Annotated in this window: 25 protein-coding genes and 1 riboswitch; of the genes, 18 read left to right on the forward strand and 7 right to left on the reverse strand. The window is 43.8% G+C overall.

Annotated features, from left to right (window positions below):
• The first annotated feature begins 1 nt into the window (after nucleotide 1).
• Entirely contained in the window at nucleotides 2-352 is a 351-nt protein-coding gene (locus AACW75_RS07460) for a HopJ type III effector protein (protein WP_017075843.1), read from the forward strand.
• Nucleotides 353-519: 167 nt separating this feature from the next.
• Here AACW75_RS07460 and AACW75_RS07465 read toward each other — a convergent pair whose 3' ends face one another.
• Nucleotides 520-828 carry a DUF1289 domain-containing protein gene (locus tag AACW75_RS07465; RefSeq protein WP_017075842.1) on the reverse strand — a complete coding sequence of 103 codons (309 nt, stop codon included), beginning with the start codon at nucleotides 826-828 and terminating at the stop codon, nucleotides 520-522.
• Nucleotides 829-988: 160 nt separating this feature from the next.
• Here AACW75_RS07465 and yegD point away from each other — a divergent pair, with 160 nt between their 5' ends.
• The 4 genes from yegD (at nucleotide 989) to AACW75_RS07485 (ending at nucleotide 5,671) form a co-directional block, all read left to right on the forward strand.
• Entirely contained in the window at nucleotides 989-2,341 is a 1,353-nt protein-coding gene (gene yegD / locus AACW75_RS07470; protein WP_145571118.1) for a molecular chaperone, read from the forward strand.
• Nucleotides 2,342-2,833: 492 nt separating this feature from the next.
• Nucleotides 2,834-3,883 carry a porin gene (locus AACW75_RS07475; RefSeq protein ID WP_114635554.1) on the forward strand — a complete coding sequence of 350 codons (1,050 nt, stop codon included), beginning with the start codon at nucleotides 2,834-2,836 and terminating at the stop codon, nucleotides 3,881-3,883.
• 352 nt (nucleotides 3,884-4,235) lie between these two features.
• Nucleotides 4,236-4,868, forward strand: a complete 633-nt coding sequence (locus AACW75_RS07480) for a fumarylacetoacetate hydrolase family protein (protein ID WP_145571119.1) — start codon at nucleotides 4,236-4,238, stop codon at nucleotides 4,866-4,868.
• Between the two features lie 170 nt (nucleotides 4,869-5,038).
• Entirely contained in the window at nucleotides 5,039-5,671 is a 633-nt protein-coding gene (locus AACW75_RS07485) for a LysE family translocator (protein WP_017075838.1), read from the forward strand.
• Between the two features lie 118 nt (nucleotides 5,672-5,789).
• Here AACW75_RS07485 and AACW75_RS07490 read toward each other — a convergent pair whose 3' ends face one another.
• Entirely contained in the window at nucleotides 5,790-7,514 is a 1,725-nt protein-coding gene (locus AACW75_RS07490) for a phospho-sugar mutase (protein WP_145571120.1), read from the reverse strand.
• A gap of 507 nt (nucleotides 7,515-8,021) precedes the next feature.
• Here AACW75_RS07490 and coxB point away from each other — a divergent pair.
• From coxB to AACW75_RS07510, 4 genes are read left to right on the forward strand one after another with little or no spacing between them, the layout of a single operon-like run.
• A complete protein-coding gene (gene coxB, locus AACW75_RS07495) occupies nucleotides 8,022-9,254 on the forward strand; it encodes a cytochrome c oxidase subunit II (RefSeq protein WP_145565291.1) in 1,233 nt (410 codons plus the stop codon).
• The gene (gene ctaD, locus AACW75_RS07500) at nucleotides 9,251-10,912 is read left to right on the forward strand and encodes a cytochrome c oxidase subunit I (RefSeq protein WP_017075835.1); all 1,662 of its coding nucleotides are present in this window, start codon (nucleotides 9,251-9,253) and stop codon (nucleotides 10,910-10,912) included. Before coxB ends, ctaD begins: the two co-directional genes overlap by 4 nt.
• Before the next feature lie 11 nt (nucleotides 10,913-10,923).
• Nucleotides 10,924-11,553: a cytochrome c oxidase assembly protein gene (locus AACW75_RS07505; RefSeq protein WP_145571121.1), complete on the forward strand. Its 630-nt coding sequence runs from the start codon at nucleotides 10,924-10,926 to the stop codon at nucleotides 11,551-11,553.
• Nucleotides 11,554-11,591: 38 nt separating this feature from the next.
• Nucleotides 11,592-12,476 carry a cytochrome c oxidase subunit 3 gene (locus AACW75_RS07510; RefSeq protein WP_145571122.1) on the forward strand — a complete coding sequence of 295 codons (885 nt, stop codon included), beginning with the start codon at nucleotides 11,592-11,594 and terminating at the stop codon, nucleotides 12,474-12,476.
• Nucleotides 12,477-12,513: 37 nt separating this feature from the next.
• Here AACW75_RS07510 and AACW75_RS07515 read toward each other — a convergent pair whose 3' ends face one another.
• Nucleotides 12,514-12,744: a DUF2909 family protein gene (locus AACW75_RS07515; protein ID WP_029225153.1), complete on the reverse strand. Its 231-nt coding sequence runs from the start codon at nucleotides 12,742-12,744 to the stop codon at nucleotides 12,514-12,516.
• Between AACW75_RS07515 and AACW75_RS07520 the strand changes: the two genes are divergently transcribed.
• Genes AACW75_RS07520 through cyoE form a run of 4 tightly spaced genes read left to right on the forward strand, consistent with a single transcriptional unit; the run spans nucleotide 12,632 to nucleotide 16,259 of the window.
• Nucleotides 12,632-13,573 (forward strand): SURF1 family protein, encoded by a 942-nt coding sequence (locus AACW75_RS07520; protein WP_135457486.1) that lies wholly within the window; start codon nucleotides 12,632-12,634, stop codon nucleotides 13,571-13,573. The genes AACW75_RS07515 and AACW75_RS07520 overlap by 113 nt on opposite strands.
• Nucleotides 13,566-14,174, forward strand: coding sequence for a hypothetical protein (locus AACW75_RS07525; protein ID WP_135457488.1), 609 nt, complete (start codon nucleotides 13,566-13,568; stop codon nucleotides 14,172-14,174). Before AACW75_RS07520 ends, AACW75_RS07525 begins: the two co-directional genes overlap by 8 nt.
• A gap of 47 nt (nucleotides 14,175-14,221) precedes the next feature.
• On the forward strand, nucleotides 14,222-15,277 hold the full coding sequence (locus AACW75_RS07530) for a COX15/CtaA family protein (protein WP_145571123.1): 1,056 nt from the start codon (nucleotides 14,222-14,224) through the stop codon (nucleotides 15,275-15,277).
• Nucleotides 15,267-16,259, forward strand: coding sequence for a heme o synthase (cyoE, locus tag AACW75_RS07535; RefSeq protein ID WP_145571124.1), 993 nt, complete (start codon nucleotides 15,267-15,269; stop codon nucleotides 16,257-16,259). The genes AACW75_RS07530 and cyoE overlap by 11 nt, the downstream gene beginning before the upstream one ends.
• A gap of 115 nt (nucleotides 16,260-16,374) precedes the next feature.
• Here the strand turns inward: cyoE and gbpA are convergent, their stop codons facing one another.
• Nucleotides 16,375-17,841 (reverse strand): N-acetylglucosamine-binding protein GbpA, encoded by a 1,467-nt coding sequence (gbpA, locus tag AACW75_RS07540; protein ID WP_145571125.1) that lies wholly within the window; start codon nucleotides 17,839-17,841, stop codon nucleotides 16,375-16,377.
• 72 nt (nucleotides 17,842-17,913) lie between these two features.
• A riboswitch (cyclic di-GMP riboswitch) is annotated at nucleotides 17,914-18,003 on the reverse strand.
• Nucleotides 18,004-18,326: 323 nt separating this feature from the next.
• Between gbpA and AACW75_RS07545 the strand changes: the two genes are divergently transcribed.
• From AACW75_RS07545 to aroG, 4 genes are all read left to right on the forward strand, one after another.
• A complete protein-coding gene (locus AACW75_RS07545; RefSeq protein ID WP_017075827.1) occupies nucleotides 18,327-18,680 on the forward strand; it encodes a hypothetical protein in 354 nt (117 codons plus the stop codon).
• A gap of 98 nt (nucleotides 18,681-18,778) precedes the next feature.
• Nucleotides 18,779-19,450, forward strand: coding sequence for a DUF3313 domain-containing protein (locus tag AACW75_RS07550; RefSeq protein WP_145571126.1), 672 nt, complete (start codon nucleotides 18,779-18,781; stop codon nucleotides 19,448-19,450).
• 12 nt (nucleotides 19,451-19,462) lie between these two features.
• The gene (locus AACW75_RS07555; RefSeq protein ID WP_004730103.1) at nucleotides 19,463-19,678 is read left to right on the forward strand and encodes a DUF3820 family protein; all 216 of its coding nucleotides are present in this window, start codon (nucleotides 19,463-19,465) and stop codon (nucleotides 19,676-19,678) included.
• 313 nt (nucleotides 19,679-19,991) lie between these two features.
• Nucleotides 19,992-21,044 (forward strand): 3-deoxy-7-phosphoheptulonate synthase AroG, encoded by a 1,053-nt coding sequence (aroG, locus tag AACW75_RS07560; protein ID WP_145571596.1) that lies wholly within the window; start codon nucleotides 19,992-19,994, stop codon nucleotides 21,042-21,044.
• A gap of 121 nt (nucleotides 21,045-21,165) precedes the next feature.
• Here the strand turns inward: aroG and AACW75_RS07565 are convergent, their stop codons facing one another.
• The 3 genes from AACW75_RS07565 to AACW75_RS07575 form a co-directional block, all read right to left on the reverse strand.
• Nucleotides 21,166-22,590 carry a phosphomannomutase CpsG gene (locus AACW75_RS07565; protein WP_145571598.1) on the reverse strand — a complete coding sequence of 475 codons (1,425 nt, stop codon included), beginning with the start codon at nucleotides 22,588-22,590 and terminating at the stop codon, nucleotides 21,166-21,168.
• Nucleotides 22,591-22,606: 16 nt separating this feature from the next.
• Nucleotides 22,607-24,142 carry a mannose-1-phosphate guanylyltransferase/mannose-6-phosphate isomerase gene (locus tag AACW75_RS07570; protein ID WP_145571600.1) on the reverse strand — a complete coding sequence of 512 codons (1,536 nt, stop codon included), beginning with the start codon at nucleotides 24,140-24,142 and terminating at the stop codon, nucleotides 22,607-22,609.
• A 74-nt stretch (nucleotides 24,143-24,216) separates the two neighbouring features.
• The gene (locus AACW75_RS07575; RefSeq protein WP_029225151.1) at nucleotides 24,217-25,332 is read right to left on the reverse strand and encodes a mechanosensitive ion channel family protein; all 1,116 of its coding nucleotides are present in this window, start codon (nucleotides 25,330-25,332) and stop codon (nucleotides 24,217-24,219) included.
• A 184-nt stretch (nucleotides 25,333-25,516) separates the two neighbouring features.
• Here AACW75_RS07575 and AACW75_RS07580 point away from each other — a divergent pair, with 184 nt between their 5' ends.
• The gene (locus AACW75_RS07580) at nucleotides 25,517-26,176 is read left to right on the forward strand and encodes a potassium channel family protein (RefSeq protein WP_065205894.1); all 660 of its coding nucleotides are present in this window, start codon (nucleotides 25,517-25,519) and stop codon (nucleotides 26,174-26,176) included.
• Nucleotides 26,177-26,181 lie beyond the last annotated feature (5 nt).

Raw genomic sequence — 26,181 nt, forward strand, 5'->3', positions numbered from 1 at the left:
AATGGAACTGGAAACCTTACTAAATACTCTGGCTGAAACGCCTGAGAGCGTTCAATTTGAAGAGACAATGCAAGTGATAGAAGCTAACTATGACTTTTGTGAGAGTGAGTTTCGCAATGGTGATGTGGTCAATGCTGCGGGTCAAAACAATGGATCGTGTAAGATTTTTGCATTTGGTTTAGATAACAAACTATCAGCGGAGCAAACATTGGCTTGTTTTGGTCAATTTTATCGCAATGACGTACTTGGTTTCCCTGAGAATACCGATCACCAAAATATTCGTAATTTTATGACGCATGGTTGGAGTGGCGTTGAGTTTTCTCAGCCAGCGTTAGTGGCTAAAGCTAAATAACTTTCTTTAAGGGCCAAATCTTTAAAGATTAAATTGCTTTAAGGCTGAATACCGATCTTTAGAAGCGAGTAAACCATCACTCGCTTCTTGTTTGCATCGGGTATCGAGCTTCTTTCTTTATTAAGCAGATCGCTATTACGTATATTGCCATCTGCCATCTCGAACGGTTACTGGACAGGTAATGCTGACAAGCACTTTCTACACATACAAACACCTGCTTTTGGAATGCTGTCGGTATCACGCTTCTCTAACTCGAAACACCAACATGTCTCTTTTCCCGCACTGATATCGCATTGTGCGGGCTCACTGCATTGTGGACATTGGTGAGTTGAGCTAATGCCACTCAGATTGTTCATCACTGATTCTCTTTCGCTTTCAGATAACCCTTTCCAACCTATAATCTCGTCCATTGTTCGATGGCAGCCACTGCATATACCACCATTATTTTTACAAGCCGCTCGGCAAGGTGTTTTCATTTATCTGACCCGTGATTCATTTGTGCTGAAATGTAGCATATTTGTTTCCCTTTGCAGAGCCCTGTAAACCTCGAAATGACCCAGTAAAATTAACAAATGACCTCGTAATTTTTAGAATTTTCATGTAGCATCTCGCCCCTTTTGTCGAATGGGGGATATTATGTTTATTGGATTTGATTACGGAACGGCGAACTGTTCTGTTGCTGCAATGGTTAATGGAGAGCCAAGCCTGTTACCGTTGGAAGGTAACAACCACTATATTCCCTCAACCGTATTTGCACCAACTCGTGAAAGTGTTTCTGAGCATCTATTTCGCCATTTGAATATCAAACCGAGTGATACGATTGGAGAGCAGGTGTTGCGACGAGCCATCGCATTGAACCGCGAAGAGAGTATTGATTTAGTGCCAGAAGATATGGCATTTGGTCAGGCTGCGTTGGATCTTTACTTAGAAGATCCTCGTGATGTCTATTATGTGAAATCACCGAAATCTTTTCTTGGCGTGAGTGGGCTGCATGATGTTCAGGTGAGTTTCTTTGAAGATTTAGTATGCGCCATGATGGCGAATATTAAACATAAGGCCGAACTCACGACTCAAGAACAGATCAAACAAGCCGTTATCGGTCGTCCGATTAACTTTCACGGTCGAGGTGGCGAAGAAGCAAACCGACAAGCCGAACATATTCTTTCTCGCGCTGCTAAGCGTGCAGGTTTTGCTGATATAGCCTTTCAATTTGAACCTGTAGCTGCGGGGCTTGATTACGAAAGTACCCTTACTGAAAATCAAACGGTCTTGGTGGTGGATATTGGCGGTGGTACGACCGATTGCTCATTGTTAGAAATGGGACCAACTTGGTCGGGTAAAGCAGATCGTACTCAGAGCTTATTGGCTCATAGTGGGCAAAGAGTCGGTGGTAATGACCTCGATGTCTACCTGGCATTCAAGCAATTGATGTCACCTTTTGGTATGGGTAGCAAAGGCACTTCTGGTATCGATATGCCGTTGACTCAATTCTGGAATCCAATTGCGATTAACAATGTTGAAGCTCAGAAGAACTTCTATTCTCGTGAAAATCTAGCGGCGTTGAAGTTGCTTCGCAAAGAAGCTTCAGAGCCTCAAAAGTTAGATCGCTTGATGAGGGTTTATCACGATACTCTAGGTTACAGCATTGTACGCCGAGCTGAAGAAACCAAAATTGCTTTAGCGGAATGCGCTCAATATCGAACTGCGATTAATGTGGCCTCTGAGTTAGTTGAAGTCGATATCTCTGTAGAACAGATGATCGAAGCCATTGAAACCCCAAAATCTAAGATGATTGAATTGGTTAAAGAAGCCATTCAACAAGGTCAGAAGAAGCCAGATGTGATCTACATGACTGGTGGTTCGGCTCGTTCTCCAATCCTTCGTCAAGCAGTAGAAGAAGCCGTACCGAATGTACCGATTGTGAGTGGTAACTATTTCGGCTCGGTAACAGCCGGTCTAGCTCGTTGGGCTGAGGTTTGTTTTAAATAAGAACGAAAATTATGAGTTATTGAGGGCAACCAGTCGCTGATTGGTTGCCTTTTTTTGTGTTTGGCTTTAATGAATTTTCGCGAAGGTACTTTTTTATTCTCTAAAGTGGGAATTGTTTCACACGATTAAATATTTCAATGAGATTCTCAGTGTTACAAAATGTTTCAAGGTTAAGATTTTGTCATGTGATGGTCTGACGAGTAAATTTTAATTTTGATTTTTAATGTTTATTTGATGACTAGAAAATCAAAAATATTGATAGATTCATCTCAATAAATACCAAGTTACGCTTGTGGTTTTATTTGTATGGTATTGTTTATAAAGTTTTTTTTGTTTTTTATAGTGTGATTTTTTTTATTTTATATATTTTAATGCAACTTTCTTGTCATTCGTATATTAGTGTTTGCCTACTTGTTAAATGCAGGTAACAACTTCTCCGTAAGCACGAGGTTGTTAGTGAATAACTCACCCAGTTACATAATGGATATGACAATGAATAAGAAACTTTTAGCGCTAGCAATTTCTGGTGCAGTATTTGGTACACAGGCAGTTGCTGTAGAACTTTACAACGAAGACGGCACAACATTCTCTGTTGGTGGTCACGTATCAGTTGCAGTTGGCGACGTAAACAGCGCTGACCGTCAAAACAGCGATGATATCGGTGTAGAGTCTGTTTCTCCACGTATCAACTTCGGTGCAACTCACGAGCTTGGCAACGGCTTTACTGCTGACGCTAAAGGTGAATGGGCGCTAAACATGCTTGACGGTGGTGAAGAGTCATTCACAACTCGTCTTGGCTACGTTGGTCTTTCTCACGACGATTACGGTCGTGCAGCAGTAGGTACTCAATGGGCACCTTACTACAACGTTGCTGGCGTAGCAGATATGCCAATCGCATTCGCGAATGACTTCATCTACGAAGATCACGGTAACCTAGGTACTGGTCGTGGTGAAGAGATGGTGAGCTACGGCAACGCTATCGATTTCGGTAACGCAGGCTCTCTAAGCGCAGCTGTTGCTTGGCAAGGTCGTAAGGTTGATGGCGCAACTACATACGGTAACCGTGGTCAAGTTGCATTGAACTACGCAATTGCTGACTTCACTGCAAACTACGCATACAACACTGGTGATGTAGACTACGCTCTTCGTGGTTCACAAACTGCTGACTCTCACGTATTAAGTGCAACTTACGGTTCATACGGCGCGGAAGGTCTTTACCTTGCTGGTGTATACGCGATGAACAACTACATGAACTCTGCGAAAGTAGGTTCTGCTAGCATCGCACTAGAAGAGACAGTAGCTATTGAATTACTAGCTTCTTACGCACTTTCTAACAGCCTTAACCTAAGCGTTAACTACGAAGCGGTAGAAGACGACAAGAACAGCGAAACTGTATACAGCACTTCAGCTCTACAAGCTGAATACAACTTCACATCTCAGTTCGTAGGCTTTGCTGGTTACCAGTTCGACCTACAAGGTTCTGGCGTGTACAAAGAAAAAGCTGACGACCAATGGCTACTTGGTGCTCGTTACTACCTATAAGTCGCAGACTTATTTAGCATAGTGTTTACTCCTTAAGTTTACCTTTTAGGATACTGTCCTAGACACCATGCTAAGCCCTCTCAAGCCTTTTGGCTGGAGAGGGCTTCTTTCGTTTTAATGCCTTCAATTATATCTCTTATCTCTGTGCTGACTATCCATCCCTTTTTATTTAGCTGTGAACCTGACGGGTTGGCTCATCAATCCTTACTTATTACGTTCTGCTTATAAAAGTTTACAAATCATCGAATTGAGCTAAAGATCAGAATTTAGAGATCGGTAACCATCTTGTCGAAGATTCTCTCTTTATGTTGCGGTAAACTTTGCACTCCAAAAAATAGTTCAGGGACAAACTATGAGCAGCGTTGTAGATCAGGAACAATTGATGAATTCAAAACGAACAGCAACACCGACCAAGGTGCTGTGTGTTGGGCGTAACTATGTTGATCACATTGAAGAGCTCAACAATGCTATCCCTGACTCGATGGTGGTTTTCAACAAACCGAATACGAGCGTTACGTCTACCTTAAGTTCTTTTCATCAAGAAGCTCTACACTATGAAGCTGAAATCTGTTTTATCGTTGAAAAAGGTGAATATTCAGCCGTGGGGTTAGGGTTAGATCTGACCAAACGTGAGCTTCAAAGTAACTTGAAAGCGAAAGGTTTACCTTGGGAGCGCGCCAAAGCGTTTGATGGTTCGGCTGTGTTTAGTCGCTTTGTTCCAACTGATCACTTAGACCTCACTGACTTGAATCTAGAGCTGTTTATCAACTGTGTCCGCGTTCAAAAAGGACACGTTGAACAGATGCTATATTCCCCAAAAACTATCCTCGAAGAGTTGTCTTCTTACACGACATTACTCGACGGTGATGTCGTGATGACGGGTACCCCTAAAGGCGTTGGAGAAGTACACCGTGGTGACATCTTCCTTGGTCGTCTTAAGTGTGGAGAAATCACATTGATTGAGATCGAGTGGGTAGCGAGTTAATCACATTGGTTTTTTTAGTTAATCACATTAGTTTTTAGTTAATAAATTGGCTTTATTGACTGGTAGTGGTTGTTAATTCGAACAATTAACCATCAAGCAACTGATTGTGTCTGGAAGGGTGCTTGTAATTGATATAAAATCCAGCTCCGTTTTTATCAATACTGAAACCCATGATCGACTTAGCCATCTTACCTGTTTACTTGACTGCCGTTGTTGCACTTCTCCTTTTACCTGGTCCTGATATGTTACTGATCGCGAGCTCAAGTATGAGCTATGGTCGTAAGGTCGGTGTGTTTGCGAGTCTAGGTAACGCGACTTCTGGAATTATCCTGACAGTATTGGCGGCGATGGGTGTTTCGGCATTGATTGCGATGAGTCCTATTGCGTTGAAAGCGCTGCATTTATTAGGCGGGACATACTTATTGAAAATGGGGTGGGACTGCCTTCGAACCGATCAGGGAGAAGCACCCGAACTCAGCGACAATGCTGCCGCTAAGTCGTATTACCAAAGAGCGTTAATTAGTAACCTGCTTAACCCAAAGGCGTTGGTTTTCTTTGTGATGTTTTTGCCTCAATTCGTTTCTACAAATATTGAAGCGACCTCAGGTGAACAAATGCTGTTTTTGGGCTTATTATTGAACGTGCTTGGTTTGACGTTTAATTTTCTTCTTGTGGCTTTGGTGGGCACTATTGGTAAGTCTCTCGTAGAAAACGCAAAGTTTCGTACTTATCAGCAGAAAGTGATGGGCGGCGTGTTTATTGTATTAGCCATGTGGATGCTGTCTTCTTTCTTTATTTCATAGACACCTCAACCAAAACATATTCTGGCGGTTAGCCGCTGAGATAAAAAATGGACGCTTAGAGCGTCCATTTTTATTGTTGAAGTTACGTGTTTGGATTTTAGTGTGACGTATTAACTCGTTAAGAGTTCAACTCTTTTTGGTGCTGTTCAATCAACTTTTCCATGTACTCTTCACCACGTAGACGAGTGTCATCGTATGTTTCTGTCCCTTCAAACTTTGTCACCGTCTCATAGTAGACTTTCACTTTTGGCTCTGTCCCTGAAGGGCGGACGATAATACGTGACCCATCTTCGAGGTGATAAATCAACACGTCACTCGATGGCAAGTTAATGGTTTCAGTATCGCCACCAACGACGTATCGCAAAGAAGATTGCAGGTCTTCAATAACAGAGACAGTGACATCACCTATCAATTTGGGTTGTGCCGCTCTGAGTTTTGAGCCAATTGACGGTGAATCGGGGTCAAGGGCAATACTTCGCTGAGCGTTGGTATGGACACCATGTTCAAGTGAAATCTGAGCCAATAGATCCCAAACGGTTCGACCTTGAGACTTTAACTCTTCAACCAATTGGGCAAACACGACGATAGCAGACAGCCCATCTTTATCACGAACCTGAGTACCAATCGTGTAACCAAGTGCTTCCTCATAGGCGAACAAGAACTCATTGTTTTCGTCTTCCAATTGCATGCCAATATTGGCTAACCATTTGAATCCAGTCAGCGTTTGGAAATAAGTTGCACCATGGGACTGAGCTACTTTTTCAAGCAAGGTTGAAGATACAATACTGTTGCCGACTAATTGGTTTTTGCTGTGAGGCTTTGATAGTAAGTAATGAGCAAATAAAACACCCACTTGGTCGCCTGTCAGCATCTTATATGAAGCATCATCAGTTCTAGCTGTATCGTCAGTTCTAACCGCAACGGCAAATCGGTCTGCATCTGGGTCATTGGCGCAAGCAATGTCGGCATCAACACTTTTTGCCAGATTGACCACAAGATCCATTGCCCCTTTTTCTTCTGGGTTCGGGAAGTTTACGGTTGGGAAGCGACCATCAGGGTCTCTTTGTTCCGGAACACTGAAGACTTTGTGGAATCCAGCATCATGGAGAAGGTCTTCTGCCATTTGCGCGCCTACACCATGCATTGCAGTGTAGGTAATGGTTGTTTTCGCTGATTCGATACTGTTGTTTACATACGGACTCTGATTAATCGCAGCGCGATAAGTTTGATAATAGCCCTCGGTTAGCCAAACTAATTTACCTTGTTTCTCTGCATCGCTTAGACTAAGCAGAGGAATAGGTTTCGTCGAGGCTATATCAATTTCAGCCGCAATGCCTGCATCGTGGGGTGGAATGATTTGCGCGCCATTCTCCCAATATACTTTGAAGCCATTATACTCTGGTGGGTTGTGGCTGGCCGTCACGACAACAGCGGCAGCAGCATTGAAATGCTCAATACCAAAAGCAACGATAGGCGTCGCGGCTACATTTGACGTTAGGTAGACCTTAATCCCCAAAGCTGTAAGCACAGAAGCGGTATCAATGGCGAACTGCTTTGAATCTAAGCGCCCGTCATAGCCAACAACGACGCCACGGATGGTGGCATTGGCAACATGTTCTATTAAATAGTGACCAAGCCCGGTCGCAGTTTCTTGTATCACCAAGCGGTTCATTCTATTTGGACCGCATCCGACTTTGCCTCGTAAGCCCGCCGTTCCGAATTCCAATCGTTGACTAAAGCGGTCCTCTAATTCGTCGTGCATTCCCTCATCGATGAGGTGTTGAAGCTCTTCACGAGTTCTTGGATCTGGGTCTCTCGCTAACCAGTTCATAGCATCTTGCATAATTACTAAACCTTTTCATATCGGGATGTCTTTCTGTTGATTTAATTTAAGTGATATTGATTATCATTTCCATGAAAGCAATCGTAAAACTCGATTTAAAATAAATTCCAACAGCAAGGGAAGGGCATATGGATAAAGCAACTTCAAATAATTGACTGTTTAGTAAGTAAACTTACCTTGAACAATTGGATATCACTAACTAGCCTTTTACATAAATATAACAAAATCTAACAAATTCGCCGTTTTTGAATCTTTCATGGAAACTTCCAACGCTTATGAGCCGTATTCACTCTTAGGTTGAGATGAGGTCAGCAGCCCGTTTACAGGCTAGTTCCATTTGAGTTGTAGATTGAGATTCAGCTTTTCATGTGCATCTGGAATAACAATGAATGTTGTTCAGCTCGCAATGACATGTAGCTCGTAGTGAAATACAGCTCGTAATGAAACACAGCTCGCAACGACATTTAAGTCGCAAGTATCCAATTAGGAAGGATGAGGAGAGATCTTTTGAGAAGATTATTGGTCAGGCTAGGGTGGCTTTTGAATAGTTTTGTTGTGGCTTTAGTATCGCCTTTGGTGCATGCGACGAGTGAATACAACATGACACAAGGCGTCACTGAGATCAGCGGTAAGGTGTATGAACTTCATATGTTGATCTTCTACATCTGCTGCGCGATCGCTTTCGTTGTTTTTGGTGTGATGTTTTATTCGATTCTGAGACATCGAAAGTCTAAGGGCGCAGTTGCTGCTCATTTTCACGAAAGTACCAAAGTCGAAATCCTTTGGACCATCATTCCTATTATCATCCTCATCGCTATGGCCATACCAGCCACCAAGACCTTGATCGCGATGGAAGACACCTCTCAATCAGAACTCACCGTTAAAATTACTGGGTCACAATGGAAATGGCATTACAGCTATTTTGGTGAAGACGTCGAGTTTTTCAGCCTTTTAGCGACCAGTGATAAAGAAATCGAAGGGATTGAAGTGAAAGGTGCGCATTACTTACTAGAAGTTGATAAGCCATTAGTACTGCCTATCAATCGTAAAGTCCGCTTTTTGATGACTTCCGATGATGTTATTCACTCATGGTGGGTGCCTGCTTTCGCGGTTAAGAAAGATACCATTCCCGGTTTCATCAATGAGGCGTGGACAAAGATCGATGAGCCTGGCGTTTACCGAGGTCAGTGTGCTGAATTGTGTGGTCGTGCTCATGGCTTCATGCCGATTGTGGTACGTGCCATGGAAGAAGACGATTTTGACGCATGGTTAGCGGAGCAGAAAGAATTGGCGATAGCCGCACAACAAGCGGCGCAAGATGCACTAGATGCGTCACTTTCCTTAGAAGAATTGAATGCCATCGGTGAAGAAGTCTACAAAACCCGTTGCGCCGTTTGTCATCAAGTCAACGGAGAAGGTATTCCCGGCGCATTTCCTGCCATTAAAGGAAGCCCTATAGCACTTGGTGATGTGGGTGTTCATATCGATACCATTGTTTATGGTCGCGGAGGCACCGCAATGCAGGCATTTGATAATCAATTAACCGAGAAAGAGATTGCTGCGGTAGTGACTTATCAAAGAAATGCTTGGGGTAATGACACTGGCGATGTGGTTCAGGCTTCAGATGTGAACGCTTATAAGGCGAAGCAAGAAGGTGGGTCTGACAACGAACAAAGTGAAACGAACAGTGAACAAGGCTCAACGGATGAGGCACAAAACGATGCTAAGGAGCAGTTATGAGTTCGCCAATCAATAAGCCGGTGAAATCGGCTCCCGCAGAAGATCAAGCACTGAGTCATTCAGCTGAAGGTTCATTGGACAGCCATGATTTACCTCATGATGATCACGACTCACATGCTGCTCCCAAAGGTTGGGCGCGTTGGCTTTACTCAACCAACCACAAAGACATAGGTACACTTTACCTTTGGTTTAGCTTTGCCATGTTCTTAACCGGCGGCGCCATGGCGATGGTGATCCGTGCGGAGTTATTCCAACCGGGGTTACAGCTCGTTGAGCCAGACTTCTTTAATCAGATGACTACCGTACACGGTTTAATAATGGTGTTTGGTGCCGTGATGCCTGCATTCACAGGTTTGGCTAACTGGATGATCCCAATGATGATTGGCGCTCCAGACATGGCGCTGCCGAGAATGAACAATCTCAGTTTCTGGATTCTACCTTTTGCTTTCTTGATCTTAATTGGTTCTTTGTTTACTGAGGGAGGCGGGCCGAGTTTTGGTTGGACATTTTATGCGCCGCTCTCGACAACTTATGGCCCAGACAGTACGGCATTGTTTGTATTTTCTGTCCATATTATGGGGATAAGTTCGATCATGGGGGCGATCAACGTCATCGTAACCATAGTGAACATGCGTGCGCCGGGAATGACTTGGTTCAAGCTACCGATGTTCGTATGGACGTGGTTGATTACCGCTTTCCTATTGATAGCCGTGATGCCAGTGCTCGCGGGGGCTGTGACTATGGTGCTGACCGATAAATATTTTGGAACAAGCTTCTTTGATGCTGCAGGTGGTGGAGATCCGGTGATGTTCCAGCATATATTCTGGTTCTTTGGACATCCCGAAGTGTACATCATGATCTTGCCGTCTTTTGGTATTGTCTCGGCCATCATTCCGGCATTCAGTGGCAAGCGTCTGTTTGGTTATCACTCGATGGTGTACGCAACATGCAGTATCGCACTGCTGTCATTCTTAGTGTGGGCGCACCACATGTTCACCACGGGTATGCCAGTATTTGCCGAGCTTTTCTTCATGTATTGCACCATGTTGATCGCCGTGCCTACGGGAGTGAAGGTGTTTAACTGGGTGGCGACGATGTGGCGGGGTGCTTTGACCTTTGAAACACCAATGCTGTTTGCTATTGCCTTTATCGTTCTATTCACGATTGGTGGGCTATCTGGATTGATGCTCGCTATCGTGCCAGCTGATTTCCAATATCACGATACTTATTTTGTTGTGGCTCACTTCCACTATGTTCTGGTGACAGGTGCCGTGTTCTCAATTATGGCCGCCGCCTATTACTGGCTGCCGAAATGGACTGGGCATATGTACGACCACAAGCTCAGTCTGTGGCATTTCTGGACATCGGTAGTATCGGTCAATGTGTTGTTCTTCCCAATGCACTTCTTAGGGTTAGCCGGAATGCCGCGTCGTATTCCGGATTACGCTATTCAATTTGCTGACGTTAACCAAGTGGTGTCGATTGGTGGTTTTGCCTTTGGGTTGTCTCAGTTGATCTTCTTATGGTTAGTTATCAAGTGTGTGAGAGGCGGGGAGACTGCGCCAAGCAAGCCTTGGGATAGAGCAGAAGGTCTTGAATGGACAGTTCCTAGCCCTGCCCCTCACCACACCTTTACTCATCCACCTAAAGTTGATTAAAGGGAAGAGCCATGAACGACAAACAGAGCAACCGAAATCAAAATGATCAGTTGATTAAGCTAGCAACCAATAAGCGATCAACTAAAAAGCTGACGGGCTACTTGGTGTTGAGTGTGGTTGCGATGTTTGGCTTCGGTTTCGCTTTGGTTCCTCTGTATGACGTAATGTGTGAAGCCTTGGGGATCAACGGGAAAACCAACACGGTCTCTGCCGTTCAACCTCAGGGAATGCAGCCCGACTATTCTCGTACTGTTCGAGTGGAATTCATGTCGCACATTAAGCCAGATATGCCGTGGCAGTTCTCGCCTGAAGTTCGAGTGTTAGAGGTTCATCCCGGTGAGGTGGTTCAAACTAACTACATTGCCAAAAATCTTTCTGGATCCTCATTGGTTGGCCAAGCTGTACCATCGGTTTCTCCAGGTATGGGGGCAACTTACTTCAATAAGATGGAATGCTTTTGCTTTAATCAGCAGCCATTGGACGGACACAAAACCGCTGAAATGGGGTTGATATTTTACATTGAGCCCGATATTCCAGAATCGATACATACGCTTACGCTCTCTTATACGTTATTCAATATCACGAGTGAGGTGGGTGCCGAGGCAAATAAGTCTGTGCCTAACGTGCTCGCAAGTAACTAGGGATTTACAGAACCAGTATCAACATAAGGAGTTGAGCGATGAGTTCTAAAAAGGAAGTTTATTTCGTTCCACATCAAAGCCACTGGCCATTAGTGGGTGCCGTTGCATTGTTTTTGGTCGCGGTTGGCGCTGGCTTGACGGTGCAAAACATGGGTACCGATTCTGCTGGTGGTGTGTTTGGAAAAGCAGTGCTGTTAGTTGGGTTTTGTGTGTTGCTTTACATGCTCGCAGGTTGGTTTAGCAATGTGATCACCGAATCGCTAAGCGGCCTCTATTCTGAGCAGATATCTCGTTCGTTTCGACAAGGTATGAGCTGGTTCATCTTCTCTGAAATTATGTTTTTCGGTGCTTTCTTTGGTGCACTTTTTTATGCTCGTATGATTTCTGTGCCTTGGATTGGTGGCGCAGGTAACAATGCAATGACTCACGAAGTGCTGTGGCCGATGTTTCAGTCGATATGGCCGCTGACCACCACACCAGATGGTGTGACGACGCAAGCAATACCTTGGCAAGGTATCCCACTTAAGAACACCATTATCCTGCTGCTTTCCTCTGTGACGCTGCACATGGCACATATCAGTCTTGAACAAAATAAGCGTATGGCTTTGATCGTGTGGTTGGAGATAACCATTGTTCTGGCGGGCTTCTTCCTATTCTTCCAAGTTGAAGAGTACCTTCACGCGTATCAAGAGATGGGGCTGACGCTTCAATCCGGTATCTATGGCAACACCTTCTTCTTACTGACCGGATTCCATGGTTTGCATGTGTGTTTAGGAACGATTTTTTTGATTGTGTTACTGGCGAGAGTTGCGAAGGACCACTTCACTCCGAAAGACCACTTTGCGTTCCAAGCGGGCAGTTGGTATTGGCACTTTGTTGATGTGGTTTGGTTAGGTCTGTTTGTGTTTGTTTATGTGCTCTAACGAAATATATCGGTCTAGCTGTTAGGTTTGTATGGGCTTAATAAGGGCGAGGGTTGGGAGTTATCATTCCTGAACCTAACGCCAGTAATAACAGTAGCACGACAACGGCTGACCACATGACTCGACGACCCAAGAAGTGACTCAGTCTTTTGCCATTGTGTTTACCTGAGGCGATTTGGATTAGCCCTTTCATCAGGTTGAAAGCGATAAAAAATAGCAAAGCGACCAATACAATTTTAAACAACAACACAAAGGTAGATGACGCCATAGTGATAACTCCAAACCGATTGATTGATGATGAACACAAGTTCCGCAGTAAAGGTTTTTGGATAGCGGTTGTTTTAACTGTGGTTTCAGTCGGCATTTTAATCAAGTTGGGTTTGTGGCAGTTAGACAGAGGTAACGAGAAACTACGTTATGAACAGCAGCTATCAGAAAGAGCGCAGCAATCACCTAGGTCATTGGATGGGGTTATCTCTGAATTGCAGAACTCGCGTACACAAGCGCAAGATTTATCTGAACAGCAGTCTTTAAATGGTTTGAAGGTTGACGTGACATTGGAAACATCAAGTGGTTTGGTGATCTTGTTAGACAACCAGATTAACCAAGGAGCGGTGGGGTATGTGATTTACATGTTGGGGGAAGTTCAAGGCCAAGGAAAGCAGTTCTTGCACAAACATCAACTACTGATAGACCTTGGGTTTGTTGTGGCAAGCCGTGACAGAAGAGAGCTTCCACAGCTAGGAAATATCACATTACCAATCAATATGTCAGGGCGTTTGTACACTCGTTCGGTGAACCCTCTAAGTCATGAGTTGGCTTTAGAAAACACAACGCCTAAAAGAATTCAAAACATCAACATCACAGCGTTATCAGAGTATACAGGGCAAGAAGTGCTGCCCTTTGTCTTCCAACCGCAAAGCTTAGAATCGTGGCCTTATGAGTTGTTGTGGCGACCAACGGCTATGAGATCTGAAAAGCACTTCGGTTACTCATTTCAATGGTTTGTAATGGCAGCGGTACTTTTGTTTTTGATGTTGTTAATTGGCTATCGGTACCTAAAAGCGACACCTATCACGGAGAACAACGATGGATAAATCTCAAGCACAAGTGAACAGGGAAAGTACCGATGCAAACATGGTTGAGTTTAAAAAGCGTCGCACTAAGGGGCGTTTAGTATTAATCGGATTGGTTCTAATTTTTGCTCTGCCAGCGATTATCGCCAAAACCGTATTGGAACAGAGCTGGTATACGTCAGGAGTAACCAACTCAGGAGAATTGATTGAACCAAGGGTCACGCTGAAAGATTTTGGCGTAACGGTACCCATGGCTGGAGAGGGTTGGTTAGTAGGTTATATCGCCCCTACAGAGTGCGAAAGCTTGTGTGAACAACAGCTTCATTATTTGAATCAAAGCTACTTAGCGTTAGGGAAAAACAAAGAAAGAGTGACCGCTGTTGTTTTCGTCTCAGAAGGTAACTCGTTGTCGGGGGCGCTCAACAAGCCTGATTTGTCGTTTTTAGCTGGTGGTGATCAATTAAGTACTGAGTTTGCGCCTGCTTCAATCGTCATTATCGATCCTCTTGGGCAACTGGTGATGGAATATAAGAGCGTTTCGGACTCTTCGGAGTTAGTCAGCCAATCGAAAGGCATGATTCATGATTTACGAAAACTACTCAAGCTGTCGAGAGTGGGGTAATGGCGAGTAATCATTAGGTGTTGATGGTTCGTATAGGGAGATAAGCGATGCAAAAAGGAGCTCCAAAGTTACTCATGTTTATTATGAGAGTGACTATCTTGCTAACTCTGACTGTTATTGTGCTCGGTGCTTACACGCGTTTGTCTGATGCTGGTCTTGGTTGTCCAGATTGGCCGGGATGTTATGGCAAGATCACCGTGCCTTCCGATGCATTAGCGGTGAATGAAGCGAATCTACAATTTCCAGAACGAGTGCTTGAAGCTGAAAAAGCCTGGATCGAGATGGTACATCGCTACTTTGCAGGATCGTTAGGAATTCTTATCTTCGTGGTCGTTACTTGGTGTATCCAGAAAAACATTTCACCGATGGGCCTTCCCCTAGTTATCTCCGCAACTGTGATCTTTCAAGCTTTGCTTGGAATGTGGACGGTGACTCTCAAGTTGATGCCCGTTGTCGTTATGGCGCATTTGATGGGTGGTTTTACGTTGCTGTCCCTTCTTTGCTTGCTCTATTGCCGTTTATCCAATATTCAGAGCTGTTTTAGTGGACCTGTTTATCCGTCAAAACTTAAAGCTTGGGCGCTGCTTGGGTTGATAGTGGTCGTTGGGCAGATCTTGTTAGGTGGGTGGACGTCATCCAACTATGCCGCTCTTGTGTGTACGCAATTACCCATTTGTGAAGGGAACTGGACAAGTTATCTCGATTTCAAAAATGCTTTCGATTTTGCTCAACACGGACATGATAATTATGAGTTTGGTGTGTTGGAGTATCCAGCAAGACTTACCATACATGTCATGCATCGTTTTGGCGCTATTGTTGCCACATTAACTGTGTTGATGATTGTGTATCAACTTTGGAAGTTGGGTAAAGCACCTCAACAGAAGCTGAGTATCATTGTTGCGATGGTGTTGTTTGCTCAAGTCAGTTTGGGGATTAGCAATGTCTTGTTCCACCTGCCGATATCCGTTGCGGTTTTGCATAACCTAATGGCGGCAATGTTGCTTGTGAGTATGGTTGTGACTAACTTTGTGGTGTGGCAGTACAAACCAAGCGAGTGTTTGGCTAAGAACAATGTATTACAAGGAGGTAATCATGGTCAGTAGAACGTCGACACAAAATAGAGTGATGGTTCAAGGTGGAGCATCAAGCAATGAAAGTGCGACCAATCATAGAATTTCTTCAGGAAACGAAGTGGTTTCAACAAGTGATTTGGTCTCGAAAAGTAAAGCAACTTGGAAGGTTTATTTAACGCTGACTAAACCCAAGGTAGTGGCTTTGATGCTGCTGACGGCATTGGTTGGTATGTGTTTAGCGGTACCCAATGGATTGCCCTTACAACAAACTCTGTTCGGAATGATTGGGATAGGGCTGATGGCCGGTTCGGCAGCTGCTTTTAATCATTTGATCGATAAAAAGATCGATGGGCAAATGACTCGCACTAATCGACGACCTTTACCGTCGGGTGAACTGAGTAGTGTGCGTGTGTTCAGTTTTGCGTCTGGTATTGGCTTACTTGGTTTTGTCACGCTAGTGGTGTGGGTCAATCAACTCACAGCTTGGTTAACTTTCGCGAGCTTATTAGGTTACGCGGTGATTTATACCATGTATTTGAAACGAGCGACGCCGCAAAACATCGTGATAGCCGGAATTGCTGGCGCTATGCCACCCTTATTAGGCTGGACGGCCGTAACCAATGAACTGCATTCAAACGCTTGGTTGTTGGTGATGATCATCTTCATTTGGACACCTCCGCATTTCTGGGCACTGGCGATTCATCGTCGTGATGAGTATGCCAAAGTGAATATTCCAATGTTGCCAGTGACTCACGGGATCGCCTACACCAAAACGTCTATTTTGCTTTACACTCTGCTGCTCAGCATCGTGTGTATATTGCCCGTCTTGGTCGGTATGAGTGGCTGGGTATATTTGAGCGCTTCTTTGGTGCTAAACGGCGGATTTGTTTATCACGCTTGGGTACTTAAATATCGTGACGAGCCTAATATGGCAATGAAGACCTTCAAGTTCTCTATTTATCATCTCATGATCTTGTTTGTAGCCCTTTTGGCCGACCACTATCTACTCTGATAACTGACGTACTTGTTGTTATTGAACAAGAAAACGGATGCCTTAAGCATCCGTTTTTGTTTATTTAGCTAATTGCTAAAGCTTATTTACTCGAAAGTATGTCACTCGTTAGCAATTAGTCCACTTTGTTCCAAGCATCTTGCCAGTGTGAACCAACACCTGGTTCGTACTGAGTTGCTGTTGGAGCCCATTGAACACAGTAACCAGAGTATGGGAACTCTTTACACTGATAAACGCCGCCGTCGCTGCTCAGTACCTTAGTACCTGCTGTGTAAGACTCAATGCTTTCTGGGAACACGAAGTCGTAGTCGCCTGCTGGTGGCGGTGTTTGCTCGTCCATTAGGTGGAAATCAAGCGTGTTCTGATCTACTAGGTTACCTTGGTCATCTTTCGTCACGACCACAAGCATGTGGTGGCCTGGTTCCGACTTCGATAGAGTGAGTTGAACATCTTCAACTTGTCCATCTGATAACTCAGATTTCTGAGATGCAAGTGCTTCACGGTGATGGTTGTAAACGGTCAGTTCTGCTTGAATATCGCCAGTTGCTGCTAATGTAAGATCAAGCTGTGTAGGTTGGTTTTCATCAATAACATACTCAGACTCTAGGCCTGTGACTTCTAACTCATGATCTGGCTCTGGAGTATCAATCTTGTAACCGATCTCTACGCTCTTAAAGCCTGAACCTGATTTTAGATAAACAGGGTTCGTGCCATACACTGGCGCGAAATCGTTTTGATCGTTCAGCTGACCTGCTTTGATTTGCGTTTGCTCTTGATTGATCTTCGAAGCAAGCGCGTAAGACCAGTTGTTTGCTTTACCTTGTTCGTTGTTCTCAATCACTAACTCTGTACTGTATGAAGCGTTCTCACCAGATTGGTCGAAGACACGAGTGTAAACAGCGTCACCTACATTCAGGTCTTGAGTTGGATTGATTTGACCGCCTTGATCCCAATCCGGGATAACAGGGCCATCGCCGTCAAATTTTACATCGATAACGTTGTAGAAAGCCGCTGCAGTATCACCCACATCCCATACAGCAAGAATCACTTGATAACCTTCACGCTCTGGTACATTACACAAGTGGCTGACTTGCATCGGTGGTTGTTCCATATTGCCTTCAACGACGCAGAATGGCGTTAAATCAAAAGAACTGCGTGCCAAAGGTTGGTTTGGGTTCCAATCTGGTTGAGTAATGTAATATTTCCAATCTCGGGTTTTGTGGTTCGCTGTGAACGTCCACTCAAAGTATTGAGAACCAGACTTGATAGGGCGTTTAACCCAGCGGTCTGCGGTTTGCTCGTCTAGCGCTGCCGCTAAAGAAGATTGTGCACTAGCGATTTTGCCATCGGCAGGGCCGCTTTCAGGGAAGCCCTCAGGGCCTTCTACACTTTGTGGTTCATATTGAATACCACCACAGCCTGTGTTTTTTTGTTGTGTATCACTCGCTGGGAATTTACACAACGCGACACGACTTTCTGCTACGCCATTATCGTATGCCGAGACATAACCGTGACCGAAGCTTGCTCCACTGACGCTAAGTAGCGATAGTGCGATGAGCGATTTTTTTGGGAGTTGTTTCATTATTTGTCCTTACTGTATTTGGCCGACAAAAAAGAGAACACTCCGGCATGCATTTACACTTAAATTCTATTAAGTGGCGGCCCCGCTATCATAGACAGAATATATGTCGACAGACCGGTGGCTTTGCGTCCTATTCTTTCAAATAGTTTGCCTGAAGTGAGTTTGAGCAAACGAAATGTAGCCAACAGCTTTTATAAATGCGACACAATAGATTTAAATGTGGAATGCTAATCTCGAACTTATAATTCTTAATACAAATTAACTTGCCATATGTGTTCCTAGGTAACATATAAACAATTGATATAAATAAAGAAAGTAATTGCTCTAATTGTTTCTGTGAATGATTAATGGTTATTATTCTTTGTTCCTTACACCGATTGAGCGCATATCAAAACCAAACCTTTGGTTTCCACTAACCGAACGTTGACATGCTGTGTATGAAAAGCCGGACAATTGATTGGTAAGAATTATATAAAGGAGTCGGTATGGAATTTACAGAGCAAGACAGAGATGCGTTGTATCAAACGTGGATGTCACAAAAGTCGCGAATGCGAATTACGCAGATGGAGTTTTCGAAGAAGCTAGGCATGAACCAGCTTGATTTCTCAAGAGTGCTAAGAGGGGAGACAGCATTGACTATGTCTTTCATTAGTCACTTCTGTCGCTTACTTCACTTAGAACCTAGGAATGTGTTTCCTTCGCTTAAAGAAGGTAACAAGTCAGGGCCTAAAGTCGTTTATTTGAAAAGTAGAATGAGTGTTGATGGTGAAATTCAAAATGCTTACATCGAAGGAAATCAAGTAATCGTAGAGTATGCACACACCGTTCAGCATGATTAATTTTAGATCCAGCTTTGATTTTTAACTCCTTTTCTACAATCCTTTCACTTAGGGTATGGCATACTTAGTTGAAATATTGAATCTAATCTAAGTGCGCTATGAAACCTTTAAAATTTCTCTTGTTTGTCGCAACCTGCATTTTCATGTTTGGTTGTGCCGGCGGTCCGATTAAAACCGCAACCAAATTTACTACTTATGAAGATTTTCGACCTGGACCTGGTGGCGGTGTCGATTTAGTGTGGGCAAGGGTTGGGCTACGTGACGAACAACGTTTGAAATCCAAGTTGGATGATTATGACTCTGTGGTGATCGACCAAATCTTTGTTCTTGCAGAAGAAGGGACGTTGAATCAAGAAGAAATTCAAGAGCTCACTGACCATATGATTACCCGTTTGGAAGAGAAAATATCGCCTCACAAAACGATTGTTGATGGGCCTACGGGTAAAACGTTACGTTTAAGCGTTGCCTTGAGCAACGTTGAAACACCAAATCCTATCCTAGCCGTAACCAGTAGTGTTCTACCATTCGGTCTTGCTATATCGACCATATCTAAGGTGGCAACTGGTGAGTACACCAATGTGGGTAGCGCTAGTGTCGAACTCTTGGTAAGCGATGCTCAAGAGGGTACGCCATTATTTGCTGCCATCGACCGTGAAGCGGGTAATAAAGATTTTTCGACGATGATTGATTCGTTGGACGACGCCAAAGACGCGATCAATTATTGGGTTGAACGTTTAGGTGATACTCTACAGAACATCGACGATGCATAGAAAGAGCACGTAATGCTAGAGAAAGAGAACCTGATTAAACTTGCTAGAATGCAGATGCCATTTGGCAAATACGCTGGTCGCACATTGATCGACTTGCCTGAAGAATATTTGCTGTGGTTTGATAAAAAGGGATTCCCTAGCGGTGAGCTAGGCGACTTATTAAAACTGTGCCTTGCGTTGAAAATCGAAGGGCTGGATAGTGTCGTCAAACCTTTGAAAAGAATGTAATTTAATTGAAGTTCACGCTAATAACGTGAGCTTTTTTATTTTAGATTATCACTAGATATTACGTGTATAGTGGGATTTGAAAAACAATGGACCTTATCCCGAGATAAATTGCGCAATCGATAGCGTGTAAATAATGTTATACGGGGTGTTTTAAATATAAAACACAAAAAAAATTGCGTTTTTTTTGAATTAGTGATTGAAACTAGAGTTTTTACTAGTTAAGTTACAGGGAACAAGAAGATAAGTGCTGATGGAAAGTTACGTGAGATAACCTACATTCAGCTCAAGGATAGAAAATAGGAAGAAGTAAGCGATGTTCCAGACTGATGATGTAAGAATTAACAAAGTAAAAGAGTTATTACCACCTGTTGCTGTTTTAGAAAAGTTTCCAGCGACAGAAATTGCTTCTTCTACAACCTTTGAAAGCCGTAAAGCGATTCATAATATTTTAGAAGATAGCGACGACCGCTTACTTGTTATCGTAGGCCCATGTTCTATTCATGACACAGATGCTGCACTTGAATATGGCAAACGCTTGAAAGTGTTACGTGATGAACTAGGCGACAAACTTGAAATCGTAATGCGTGTTTATTTTGAAAAACCACGTACAACTGTTGGTTGGAAAGGTCTGATTAACGACCCATACATGGATGATACGTTCAAGCTAAACGATGGTCTTCGTCTAGGACGTAAGCTACTGCTTGACCTAACTGATATGGGAATGCCGACGGCAAGTGAATTCCTAGATATGATCACGCCTCAATACGTTGCTGACCTAATCAGCTGGGGTGCAATTGGCGCACGTACGACTGAATCTCAGGTTCACCGTGAACTTGCTTCAGGTATTTCTTGCCCTGTAGGCTTTAAGAATGGTACTGATGGCAACATTAAGATCGCAACCGACGCGATTCGTTCAGCGAGTGCTTCTCACCACTTTTTGTCTGTAACTAAGTACGGTCACTCCGCTATCATTGAAACTGCAGGTAACCCTGATTGCCATATCATCCTACGTGGTGGTAAAGAGCCAAACTACAGTGCAGAGCATGTAAGCAAGATTAAGGAAGAACTAAAAGCTTCAGGTCTTCCAGAGAAGGTGATGATTGATTTCAGCCATGCGAATAGCTCTAAGCAGTTTAAACGCCAAATTAACGTATCTGATGACGTAAGTGCACAGATTTCAGGTGGTGATAAAGCTATTTTTGGTGTGATGATTGAATCTCACCTTGTTGAAGGTCGCCAAGACTTGGTTGACGGCAAAGCAGCGACATACGGTCAGTCTATTACCGATGCTTGTATTGGTTGGGAAGATACTGAAACAGTACTTCGCCAACTGGCAGATGCTGTTGAAGCTCGTCGTAACAAGTAAACTAATTACAGTCAGCGACTAAGCGACTGAAAATTCAAAGCCCTTATTAGCAATCGCTAGTAAGGGCTTTTTTGTGGCTCTTAGTTGAAAAGTAGTTAAAAACTGGAAGTGCTTGGTATTCTTAAATGAAAAAAGACAGTAGCTCGTCGACTTTAAGTGACAGTAAAGTTCTATCTTGCTTGGTTTCCACGTTGAGGCGTATCAACGGCTCTGTATTGGACTTTCGTAAGTTGAAGCGCCATGTCCCCATATTCATGCTGAGCCCGTCTGTGTGATCGATCTCAACGGCATCAACTTGATAGTGCGACAACACATAAGCCATGACTTGTTCTGGGTCTGAAACCCTACGATTGATCTCTCCTGAAGAGGGAAATCTATCCATACTCGAATTGGTCAATTGGTGAAGAGATTGTTGGGTTTTCGACATCAATTCAATAACCAGTAGCCAAGGAATCATTCCTGAATCGCAGTATCCAAAATCACGAAAATAATGGTGCGCACTCATTTCACCACCGTACACAGCGTTTAATTCTCGCATCTTCTCTTTGATGAGCGCATGCCCAGCTTTGACTGCAACAGCCTTCCCATCAAGCTTATTGGCGACTTCAATCGTGTTCCATGTCATACGCATATCGTGCAACACTGTGGCGTTAGGCTCTTTTAACAAAAATGCTTCAGCGAGCAACCCGACAATATAGTAACCCTCAATGTAATTGCCATTTTCGTCAAAGAAAAAACAACGGTCAAAATCACCATCCCACGCAATGCCAAGGTCGGCAGAATGCTCTAAGACTCCATTTCGAGTCGCTATTTGGTTGTTTTTGATCAATGGGTTGGGAATGCCATTAGGGAATTTCCCGTCAGGAGTATGGTGAACCTTGATGAAGGTGATAGGGGTACTGAGTTCGTTAAATTTCTTCTCTAAAGCATCAATGACATGTCCTGCAACGCCGTTTCCTGCGTTAACCACAATCTTCATGGGTGAAAGTTTAGACGGTGTTATGTAGGAGAGTAGGTGGTCTACATAGGGAGCGAGAATACTGGTCGATATGCCTGAGTTATTTGATTGAACATGAACGATCGGTAAATCGGTGTTCAGCTCTTGATTCAGTACTTTAATGCTTCGTTTGATTTTATCTAAACCACTGTTTTTACTGATGGGGCTAGCATCAGCACCGACCAATTTCATTCCGTTGTAATTGATTGGGTTATGGCTGGCTGTGATTTGTATTCCGCCAATCGCTTTTAGGTGACGAGTCGCAAAGTAGACTTCTTCAGTGCCAGTCATACCTAGGTCTATGACGGCTATCCCAGACTCGATTAAGCCTTTGGTCATGGCTTCTTGTAATGAAAGGGACGTTTCTCGGTTATCACGACCAATCACCACTTGAGCCAAGCCATCTAATGAAGTTTCAGGTGTCGTGGATAGGGCGTACTCGCCAAATGCCTTACCGAGCAGATAGGCGAACTGCTCGTTAATTTGAGAGCCAATAATGCCGCGAATATCGTTGTTCTTAAAGCAGCTAAGATCTAATGTTGGTTTCATTTGATTGTCGCCGCTTCTATTTCGATTTTTTGTTCCGAGACGAAGAAGCTTGTTCGCTTCGAACGTCTCGCCCATAGCTGTCTTGATATCGAATGATATCGTCTTCACTTAAATGGCTGCCGGTTTGAACTTCAATCATTTCAAGAGGTGTCTCGCCAGGGTTCTCTAGGCTGTGGATGTGACCTAAAGGGATGTAAGTCGATTGATCTTCTTCGACGAGATAGGTTTTCTCATCGTTGGTCACTTTCGCAGTGCCAGCCACTACTACCCAATGTTCCGCTCTATGATGATGCATCTGTAGTGAAAGCTGATGACCCGCTTTTACGGTGATACGTTTCACTTTGTCTCGCTTTCCTAAATCAATCACATCGTATTTACCCCAAGGCCTAAATACCTCACGATGATGAATATGCTCTGTTCGACCTGCTTGACTTAGTTGACTAACAATCGATTTAACACCCTGAACCTTGTCTTTATCTGCGACTAATATGGCGTCTTTGGTCTCGACAATAATCAGGTTATCGACACCTACAGTAGCAACTAGCTTGTTTTCAGCATGAATGTAGTTGTGTTGAGAGTCGACAGTCAACACGTCACCTTCAATAACGTTATTGTGCTCGTCTTTGTCGCTTACATCCCATATAGCAGACCATGAGCCAATATCATTCCAACCGACATCCATTGGGATCACAGCTGCGTGCGAGGTCTTCTCCATCACGGCATAATCGATAGAATCGCTTGGGCTGCTTTTGAATGCTTCAGCGTCGATACGGATAAAATCTAGGTCGACATTTTGCTTTGCAAGAGCGAGTTTACAAGCGGCCAAGATCTTTGGGTGATGTTCGGCTAGCTCTTCAAGATAGCGTGATGCCTTGAACATAAACATGCCGCTGTTCCATAGGTACTGTTCTGAGCGGATGTATGCTTTTGCGGTTGCTTTATTGGGCTTTTCTACGAAGCATTCAATGGCGTAAGCATGATGAATTATCTCCCCCATAGCATCGGTCTTTGCTAGTAAAGTTGAGGATAGAGGTTGCCCCTGTTTGATGTAACCATAGCCAGTCTCTGGAGCATTTGGGGTTATACCGAATGTGACCAGTTTACCTTGTTTAGCGTAATCTACACCACGACTCACGGCTTGTTGAAACTCTGATGTTTTGGCTATGTGATGATCGGCAGCCAGTACCAGCAAGATTGGGTCATGATTTTCTTCTGAGCTATCTGTGGCCGTGCTTAACGCTTGCAAGGCTGCGAGTGCTATAGCGGGCGCAGTATTTCTGCCTACAGGCTCCAATAGAATGCCACTGTGTTGAAGCTCTGCCGATCGAACTTGTTCAGCGGCGATAAAACGATGTTCTTCATTGCAGATGATGAAAGGAGCACCGCAATTGATATCAACGACAAAGTTTTCTAAACCATCAAGGCGCTGCAGTGTTTGCTGCAACATTGAATGCTCGCCAGCAATACTTAGAAATTGTTTAGGGTAAAGTTCTCGAGACAATGGCCAGAGGCGGCTACCAGAGCCGCCAGCTAAGATGACAGGTAAAATCATAAGGTGGTAATCGGTTGTATAGGGTTACTACCACCATATTACCACGCCTCACACTTATTTCTTATCGACCTTGACTATCGATGAGCTTCAGGATGTGAATTGATGACATATTGAGACTGGCTGACTTCCTGAGGGTCTATCTTGAGGGTCTGAGTTGGGAACGCGATGTCTGCATTGTGTTTATGAATAATCTCCAGAACCTGTAACAGAACGTCTTGCTTCACTTTGTGGTACCTGATCCAGTTGACCGTTTTTGTGAAGGTATAGATAAAGAAGTTCAGCGTTGAAGGTCCAAATTTATCAAAGTTAACGATCAGCGTCTGTTTGGCATCAATATCAGGGTGGGTCTCGAGCATGGTTCTGACTTCATCAACAATGAGCGCTAATTTGTCTGCATCTTGATAACGAAGACCAAAGGTTTCATTGATTCTGCGATTCAGCATTCTGGATGGGTTCTCCACCACAATACTACTGAACACAGAATTTGGAACGTACAAAGGGCGCTTATCAAATGTGCGAATGATCGTCATACGCCAGCCAATGCGTTCTACGGTTCCTTCAATTTGACGATCGGGAGAGCGTATCCAATCACCGACTTTAAAAGGTCGGTCGAAGTAAATCATCATGCCGCCAAAGAAATTAGACAACAGATCTTTAGCCGCCAAACCGACAATTAAACCACCGACACCACCAAAGGTAAGCAAGCCAGATAAGCTGAGCCCAAACGCCTGCATGATCGTTAGGCCACCCATCACCATGAAGAACAGTCGAGCAACCTTTGCGATAGCTTGAACTGTGGTTTCATCTCTGGTTTTTTGTTCTAAAACATAGGCCTCTGAGTTAGTAATCATTCTCAGAGTAAACCAAACAAATGTACATATAATTAAGATGTGTTTAAGCGTTTTTAACCAGTTGATTTCATTGCCAAACTGGTCTTGAAGTATCAGGCCGATAGATACCATGCCTGGCCAGCACCAGATCAGGGTACTCACTGGTGTTTTTAGGGCATCTAGAATTAGGTCATCCCAGTGGAACGGGGTCTTCTGAACCAGTATTTCTAAGCGATTATGGACAATTCGCCAAATCACCCAAGCAAAGAAACTTGCAATGGTGATAAACAAGACGCTATTTCCCCAGCTATTGTGGCTCTGGGTGATGTAAGTTTGAACTTGGTTTATGAATTCATTCATAGTGTGTACTGCCGCAGAAATTATGGGTTCGAAATTAGCAGAAATCACTTTTGTTCTCTACCTTTATAAATCAAGCGATTAGCTGACAATCGTATCTATCTATGGATATATAGTCGTTTTTTTGTATGAAGACAATTTAGTTATTTGTTTTCGACGTTACGTAGCTTTGCAAGTGGAGCAATGAATGAGTGACAAACAGTTTGCCGTTATTGGGTTAGGGCGATTTGGCCTTTCTGTGTGTAAAGAGCTTCAAGATTCAGGAGCTCAAGTTCTTGCTGTTGATATCGACGAAGATAAAGTGAAAGAGGCTGCTGCTTTTGTGTCGCAAGCGATTGTTGCCAATTGTACCAGTGAAGAAACGGTGGTTGAGCTTAGGTTAGACGATTATGACATGGTCATGGTGTCAATTGGAGCTGATGTTAACGCCAGCATCCTGGCTACATTGGTCGTCAAAGAGGCCGGGGCTAAAACGGTTTGGGTAAAGGCCAATGATAAATTTCACGGTAAAATCCTTTCGAAAATAGGTGCTGATCATATCATCATGCCGGAACGAGATATGGGAATACGTGTCGCTCGAAAAATGCTAGATAAACGCGTCCTGGAATTCATAGATCTCGGTAGCGACCTAGCGATGACAGAAATCGTAATAGGACATAAATTCTTAGGAAAACGACTCTGCGATTTAAACTTGTGTAAAGAAGCGGATGTACAAGTCTTGGGCTTTAAGCGCGGTCCTAACCTAACCAAAGCACCGTCGTTGGATATCAGTTTGGAGATAGGTGATGTCGTTATTATTGCAGGACCGAAAACTCTCTTGGCTCATAAACTCAAAAACTTATCGTAAGGTGA

The organism is Vibrio sp. L3-7, assembly GCF_963898195.1.
In the GTDB taxonomy this organism is placed as follows: Bacteria; Pseudomonadota; Gammaproteobacteria; order Enterobacterales; family Vibrionaceae; genus Vibrio; species Vibrio echinoideorum.